Source organism: Rhizobium sp. 01N424, from assembly GCF_056399485.1.
On the sequence record NZ_JBFTRK010000031.1, the window covers coordinates 1 to 6866 of the forward strand.

Below are 6866 nucleotides of genomic sequence, written 5' to 3' on the forward strand. Positions count from 1 at the left end.
CATCACCGCTCCGAGCACTGGATCGTCGTCAAGGGCACTGCCGAAGTGACGATCGGCGAGAATGTGCAGATGCTGCGTGAAAACGAGTCGGTCTATATCCCGCTCGGCGAAGTCCACCGCCTTGCCAATCCCGGCAAGATCATGCTGGAGCTCATCGAGGTGCAGACCGGTTCCTATCTCGGCGAAGATGACATCATTCGCCTCGTCGACGAGTTCGGCCGCAACTAGCGGCTAGACCGACTCTTCCCAAAAAAATCGTTTGATTTGCTGCGTTGCACCATGCAGAAGGTTAGCGCGGTATTAACAGTGTGACCATGGAAAGAATACTATGCGTATTGTTATGATCGGTTCTGGTTACGTCGGCCTGGTGTCCGGCGCCTGCCTTGCGGATTTTGGCCACCACATCACCTGTGTGGACAAGTCCGAAGCCAAGATCGATGCCCTGGAGCGCGGCGAAGTGCCGATCTTCGAGCCGGGCCTCGACGCGATCATCGAGCATAACCGGGCGGCCGGCCGCCTTGATTTTTCCAAAGATCTGGCGGCGCCCGTCGCTGCCGCCGACGTCGTCTTCATCGCTGTCGGCACCCCATCGCGCCGTGGCGACGGTCATGCCGACCTGAGCTACGTCTATGCCGCAGCCCGTGAGATCGCCGCTGCCGTCACCGGATTCACCGTCATCGTCACCAAGTCCACCGTGCCCGTCGGCACCGGCGATGAGATCGAGCGCATCTTCCGCGAAGAATTCCCCGGCAAGGACATCGCCGTCGTCTCCAATCCGGAATTCCTGCGTGAGGGTGCTGCGATCACTGATTTCAAGCGCCCTGACCGCATCGTCATCGGCACCGAAGAGCCGCGCGCCGTGGAAGTCATGCGCGAGGTCTATCGCCCGCTCTATCTCAACGAAGCGCCGCTCTATTTCTGCGAACGCCGCACCTCCGAGCTGATCAAATATGCCGCCAACGCCTTCCTGGCGATGAAGATCACCTTCATCAACGAGATCGCCGACCTCTGCGAGCAGATCGGAGCCGACGTGCAGAAGGTCGCAAAAGGCATCGGCATGGACAAACGCATCGGCGACAAGTTCCTGCATGCAGGCCCCGGCTATGGCGGCTCCTGCTTCCCGAAGGATACGCTGGCTCTCGTCAAGACCGCGCAGGATTACGACAGCCCGATGCGGCTGATCGAGACGACGGTCGCCATCAACGACAACCGCAAGCGCGCCATGGGCCGCAAGGTCATCGCCGCCTGCGACGGCAGCGTGCGCGGCAAGAAGATCGCCGTCCTCGGCCTGACCTTCAAGCCGAACACCGACGACATGCGCGACGCCCCGTCGATCACCATCATCCAGGCGTTGCTCGATGGCGGCGCCGAAGTCCATGCCTATGACCCGGAAGGTATGGAAGACGCCAAGGGCATGCTCGGACCTGTCACCTACGGCAAGGATCCCTACGAGATCGCCGAGGGTGCCGACGCGATCGTCATTGTCACCGAATGGGATGAGTTCCGCGCCCTCGATTTCAAGCGCCTGAAGACCACGGTCAAAACGCCGACGATCGTCGACCTGCGCAACATCTATCCCGCCGCCGAAGTCAGTAGACATGGTTTCAGCTACTTCGCCGTCGGCAAGAAAAGCGAGAAGAAATAGACGTCGCGCGTCGCCATCTTAGTTTACGCATGAGAGAACAGCCAGCGCGTCGCTAGCGAGCGGCGGGCCGGGATCGTCGAAATGCGCGGAAAACTATGGCGAATTTCTTCTACGTAGTACCTGCCTGGGGACGGAACTGATTTAAGTGCGTCAACGACTTCAAGCGGCACCAATCCGTACTCTCGCGTCGAGCCGTCGTTAAACGTAACGGCAAGACGCTGGTCGCGTTCGCGATATCGCACAAATGCAATCAGCTCTGACTTTACAGCGATCTTCACCCAAGCAACCCAACCCTGCGACGATGTGTATCAGAATGAAACATATCGCATGCGATCCGACACCACCCAAATGGGTTGTGTCGGAAGGATTATCGCGGGCTATCAACTTTTTGGATCGCACTGTCACCCACGGGCCACATCTGGAGCTCAAAGAGCATCCTGCAGCCCGGTAACGGGCCTTGCTCCTGTTTCGCAGGGATTATCGGGCAGCAGTGAGTTCCACGCCAGCATCGATCGCGCGAGCGGTCTGAGCCAATACACCTTGGATGAACAAGTTCATCACAACACTCAGTGGACGAGACAGCTCACCGACCGAAAGAGCGCCCGACTCGATATGGTTCGTTCCGGCCAGCGCGCCTGGAAGGTTCGGTCGGACGAACCCTGTCCTAACGATCTTGGCATCCGTTGCAGGTGCGATTGACGCTGTATACATCAGGTCACGTCCCATACCCGCCGGACCGAAGGCGAAGGCGAAGGCTGGCTGGGCGATAGCTGCAATGAGGATTGCAGCTGCTGGTACAAACTTGAAACGCATTTTTATCCCCGTCAGGTGTAACCACTGTTGCGCAGGCTGCCTGTCCGCAGCCTGGTGGTCTGTGTCGATGTCTCAAATTACACCGGTCGTCCTTCCGCTCGTTTAAATCGAAAGATTCAATTTTAGCGAAAATGCGTTTTTGTGTCTTAGCGGGACTTATGTCCCATTTTCCGGCAGTTCGCTAACCCGGTTGCCCCATTCCTGATCAACGCTCGGCGAGCATATGACAAGGTAATAACAGCGCGAGGCCGGTAACCTTACCTGCTAATCCTGTTTTCGTGTTTCAATTGAGTATTACAGAGATCCTGTATTTCTAGGCAGCGTTGCTGGTGCAACGCGATAAATGGGCGCTCCGCACGGTATCACCGCACCCGATGCGGAGCGCTTGTCTTTCACTGCGACTTATCGATACTGGTCTTGGACCTATTTTTATTATAGGTGGCTTATCCGCAACACTAAGCTAGCGCCATTAACCTCAGCCAATAGATATACTTGACTCGTCGCGAATGTTAACGCTTTGCTAACGGCTGTGCGGAGTTAAAACCTTCGATTGGGGGAATGTGATGAAACTTAGAATAATGGCTGCAGCTGCTGCACTGGCCCTTTTGGGATCGGTCAGCTTCGCTTCCGCGGCCAACCTTGTATCCAATGGCAATTTCAGTTCGGAACTCGATTTCTGGAACCCGGCGGGTGGCATTGTAAATGCAATCGCGGAAACGGACTACAACGGCATTAACGGGGTTCCCCGTTCTGGCGTAAACTATTGGGCCGCTTTCGGCGGCGGGCAGTTTCCTGGCGGCGTTCTCTCGCAGTCTCTGACGACGATCGTTGGGCAGGTCTACAATTTGACCTTTACCTACGGTGCGTGGGGCGACAGCAATGGGCAGGACCTAAAGGTTTCTGCTGGAAGCTGGACCGAGCTCCTCACAGTTGGCGTCGGCGACCTGACGAAGGATTGGGCAACTCTTGCCACTAAGACCTTCTCGTTCAATTTCACCGCGAATTCGACATCGACGCTCCTTTCTTTCAAGGACGTGTCATTGAACTCGGCTAATGCGGACGGTGTCCTGACCGACGTATCCGTTACCGCCGTCCCCGGGCCTGAGGCCGGCGCAGGCCTTGGCGCCCTCGGGATCGGCGCTGCTGCCCTCTTCCTCAAGCGCCGTAAGTTGGTTGCCTAACTCTAACCAGCGGTCTGGACGCGGTAACGACAGCGCCCAGACCAGCCTTTTTGCATCAGCCCGTTTTTTGTCATTCCTTCGAATGTTTATGGCTGATCGACCTTCACCCGCATAGCGCTTCAGCAGCTGGTTGCGTCGGTAAAACCTACCGCGCCGGTGGCACTCGCGACTAAGCTGAGGCAGACCTTCGCTGCTACATACAGCTTCTCGGTGAACGGGCGACGGCAACCTCGGTTTTGCAGCGCAGGCAAACCGCTCCGCCGTTCACAACTGAAATGAATGGCGCAGTACTGGATCATTTCAAGCAAACTGATGCCGGGTGGATTTGCAGTCGGGACGCGCTTGCCTGTAGCGATTTGGTATAACGGTCATCTCTGTTGCGGCGATATCGGCTCCCGTACAGAACCGCTCGAGGCGCCACCGATTTTTAGCGATGATGGTGACCTCGTGGCTGAAACCACTATTCGAACTTTGTATAATATCCGAGGAGCCTCAGACCGGCGTCAAAAGCCGGCGCCACCCTTCAGTTCGTTGACGACGGTTCGCAAAATGATTTTCGCGTCCAGCCACAGGCTGAAATTTTCGATGTAATGAAGATCGCATGCAATCCGCGCTCGCGCCTTGGAGGGGCGGACTGTCGGCCCGCGAAGGCCACGCATCTGGGCAAGACCGGTTATGCCTGGCCGCACAGCGTGCCGCAGGTGATATGAGGGCACAAGCTGCTCGTAAAGCTGCCCCGCGGCAAGCATGTTCACCGCATGGCAGCGCGGTCCGACGAGCGACATATCTCCGCGTACAACATTGAAGAGCTGCGGTAGCTCGTCCAAATTTGTCTTCCGCAGAATGCGTCCAACACGCGTCAGGCGAGGATCGTTCTCGATTGTCTGCGTTACTCCGCTCTGATCACCCATTTCCGCGCGCATACTGCGGAATTTCAAAACCTCGATCTTTTTACCGTTCAAGCCCCAGCGTGTTTGGCGAAATAGCGCCGGGCCACGGCTGTCGAGCTTGATCAGGACTGCGATCATGATGAGAACTGGCAGCAATATTAAAATTGCGGTCAGCGCCGCCACCACGTCGATGGCGCGCTTAATTTTGGCCTGCAGCGCACGATGTCTGCTTGGTAGCCGAAGTGACGCAGTCGACTCTGTCACCAACTGCGGCAGTATCATGTCGGCATCACGCTTCAAAACGAGCGCTGCAAAGTTTACGCAACGTACAGCTTCCATGCCAAGCTCCGTCAAGCTGGTGGAGCATAGCCAGAGAATTGCGTGAAGTAAACGTTGTAGTTAACGCATACTTAATCGCCTTAGCATGCCAAAATCGAATGACTAGCGCATAGATTGCTTTTTGCGGAGCTTATCGTTTTTGTGCGCAATCACACGAAGTCAGTATCAATACAGAATTATGACGAGTGCCATGCCACGAATTTCGCGTGTGCTTATATACTCTTGGAACGATGCGTTGTCGGACTGAGAGCCATAATTATCGGGCGCGCGCGCGCCTAGCGGACACTTGCGGTTATAGTGGTATTGAGACCGTCGCTGCTCATATTTCGATATACCCAGGTGCCTCCGGAAATGACACCTGTCCACAAAACGAGCGACAACACACTCGCCGCCAACAATGCCTTCAACCTCAATGTCACGTCGCCCATCTCCGGAAACAACAACATTGACAAGGCTAGGCGCCAATCCCTAGCCAAAAGTTGACGACAAGGCACATTTGAATCAACGGTTAATTGGAGGTGAAAATCGCGCCGTACTGCGCTTCTAATCGCGCTGCCTCAAACTATAGTGCACTTCGCGGCGGTTAGGGCGTCGGAGTTGTCGACGCTCGTAGCTTCAGCTCCGGTTTTCGTACGCCAAAATAAGCGGATATTGAGCAATGGTGAAGATGAATGTTAGAGCAGTGCTGATCCACGCGTCGTAGATTACCCAGATTCCCTCTGGTAACAGTCGCCACACAAGCTCGTTGGCGATGCCCATGACCAGGCAGAACACTCCCCAGCGCACCGTCAACTTGCGCCATCCCTCGTCCGTAACGTCGATCAATGTGCTGAAGATGTAGCGCAATAGCGCCCGTCTGAACGCAAGCCCTCCCAACAAGATAGCCGCAAAAAGCAGGTTGACGACAGTTGGTCTAATCTTGATGAAAGTGTCATCCTTGAGGAGGATGCCGATTACTCCGAGGACTGTCAGAGGAATTGCGGAGACAAGCGGCATGACTGGAAGCTTGCCCACTATGAGGAGCGATGCGAAGACCGCTACCAGCGTCACTATGATGAAGACGGCTGTGGCAACGAAAATCGGCTGAGTATTGGCGGGCACGAACCGATCTGCGGTGACGTAGACAACAAAATACAACAAGATTGGAGCAAACTCGAGGGCGGTCGAGATATTTTGGTAGCTGCTGCGCGACATCAATAGTTCTCTCTCCGGCGCTGCATTTATCATCCATTCGATCTGGGCGATAGTCTTCGCCGATTAAGCACAAGACATTAGATGAAGCTATAGGATTGCAACGTCCGCTTTTATTGTCGCAACCGACTCGAAAGCCGAACGCACGCGCGCCTTTAACGGAAACCACCGTGTGGGGAAGCTTTGCGCGGTGCGCGAACACGCAGGCCGCCTCTACCCATCGCGTTCACGAGCTCTTTTGTCGATTGTTAGCCACGCCGCCAACAAGGAGGAAAGGCATAATCGTCGGATTCGCTCCGCCTACCCCGTCGCGAGCTCCGCTTCGGCGATCGTCAAATCAGCCTGAACTAGGTCTTCTTCCTGTAACGGGATGAGCGCACCGCCCAAGTGATTTGAAGTGCTTCCCAATCGAGCGAAGCCGGTCACGAGCCGCACCGTCATACAGAAGTCTAAAGTGGACAAGGTCGTTTGTGGTAGACGTGGATGCTTCCGCCGATCGAATAATCCAACGAGCGAAGGCATCCGCGGCACAGACTTCCCGAAGTCCGCGTCGGCAGGATAATGTGGGGCGGCGGAGTTAGGGTAGAAAGTGCAGCAGCGCCCCTTCGCACGGTGCAAGTTGCGCTGGGGGATAACCTCGATAGAACTGATCGTCCCAAAGAGCTGGCGCGGTTTGTCTGAACAGTTTCGGGCGTTTCGCTAAGTGGATTTCCGCCTCGATTATGCCGCCACCGTCATTGGTGCCAGCGCGTTGAAGTAGGCCTGATCCGGCGTCTTCCGGTCAAGGGATGAATGTGGGCGTCGGCT

General features: G+C 55.9%; 7 protein-coding genes. 3 read left to right on the plus strand and 4 right to left on the minus strand.

Translation table 11 applies throughout. The features are described 5' to 3' along the window. Together AC1DNK_RS29810 and AC1DNK_RS29815 are read left to right on the plus strand one after the other, a co-directional pair. Positions 1 to 228 (plus strand): cupin domain-containing protein (locus tag AC1DNK_RS29810; protein WP_477944304.1); only part of this gene is annotated, 228 nt, incomplete at its 5' end. Between the two features lie 100 nt (positions 229 to 328). Beyond that, positions 329 to 1645: a UDP-glucose dehydrogenase family protein gene (locus tag AC1DNK_RS29815; RefSeq protein WP_477944835.1), complete on the plus strand. Its 1317-nt coding sequence runs from the start codon at positions 329 to 331 to the stop codon at positions 1643 to 1645. Between the two features lie 23 nt (positions 1646 to 1668). On the opposite strand, the gene AC1DNK_RS29820 is transcribed toward AC1DNK_RS29815, so the two are convergent. Continuing rightward, positions 1669 to 1923: a KTSC domain-containing protein gene (locus AC1DNK_RS29820; RefSeq protein ID WP_477944836.1), complete on the minus strand. Its 255-nt coding sequence runs from the start codon at positions 1921 to 1923 to the stop codon at positions 1669 to 1671. 199 nt (positions 1924 to 2122) lie between these two features. Then, on the minus strand, positions 2123 to 2458 hold the full coding sequence (locus AC1DNK_RS29825) for a hypothetical protein (protein WP_477944837.1): 336 nt from the start codon (positions 2456 to 2458) through the stop codon (positions 2123 to 2125). 578 nt (positions 2459 to 3036) lie between these two features. Here AC1DNK_RS29825 and AC1DNK_RS29830 point away from each other — a divergent pair. Continuing rightward, on the plus strand, positions 3037 to 3639 hold the full coding sequence (locus tag AC1DNK_RS29830) for a carbohydrate binding domain-containing protein (protein WP_477944839.1): 603 nt from the start codon (positions 3037 to 3039) through the stop codon (positions 3637 to 3639). Between the two features lie 503 nt (positions 3640 to 4142). Here the strand turns inward: AC1DNK_RS29830 and AC1DNK_RS29835 are convergent. Together AC1DNK_RS29835 and AC1DNK_RS29840 are read right to left on the minus strand one after the other, a co-directional pair. After that, complete coding sequence (locus tag AC1DNK_RS29835; RefSeq protein ID WP_477944842.1) at positions 4143 to 4811, minus strand: sugar transferase; 669 nt, start codon at positions 4809 to 4811, stop codon at positions 4143 to 4145. Between the two features lie 672 nt (positions 4812 to 5483). Further along, positions 5484 to 6062, minus strand: coding sequence for an inner membrane-spanning protein YciB (locus AC1DNK_RS29840; RefSeq protein WP_477944841.1), 579 nt, complete (start codon positions 6060 to 6062; stop codon positions 5484 to 5486). Between the last annotated feature and the right edge of the window lie 804 nt (positions 6063 to 6866).

Excerpts from the sequence above, each read along its gene's own strand:
- AC1DNK_RS29815 (WP_477944835.1), top strand. The coding sequence starts at position 329 with ATGCGTATTGTTATGATCGGTTCTGGTTACGTCGGCCTGGTGTCCGGC.
- AC1DNK_RS29825 (WP_477944837.1), bottom strand. The coding sequence starts at position 2,458 with ATGCGTTTCAAGTTTGTACCAGCAGCTGCAATCCTCATTGCAGCTATC.
- AC1DNK_RS29830 (WP_477944839.1), top strand. The coding sequence starts at position 3,037 with ATGGCTGCAGCTGCTGCACTGGCCCTTTTGGGATCGGTCAGCTTCGCT.
- AC1DNK_RS29835 (WP_477944842.1), bottom strand. The coding sequence starts at position 4,811 with ATGATACTGCCGCAGTTGGTGACAGAGTCGACTGCGTCACTTCGGCTA.
- AC1DNK_RS29840 (WP_477944841.1), bottom strand. The coding sequence starts at position 6,062 with ATGTCGCGCAGCAGCTACCAAAATATCTCGACCGCCCTCGAGTTTGCT.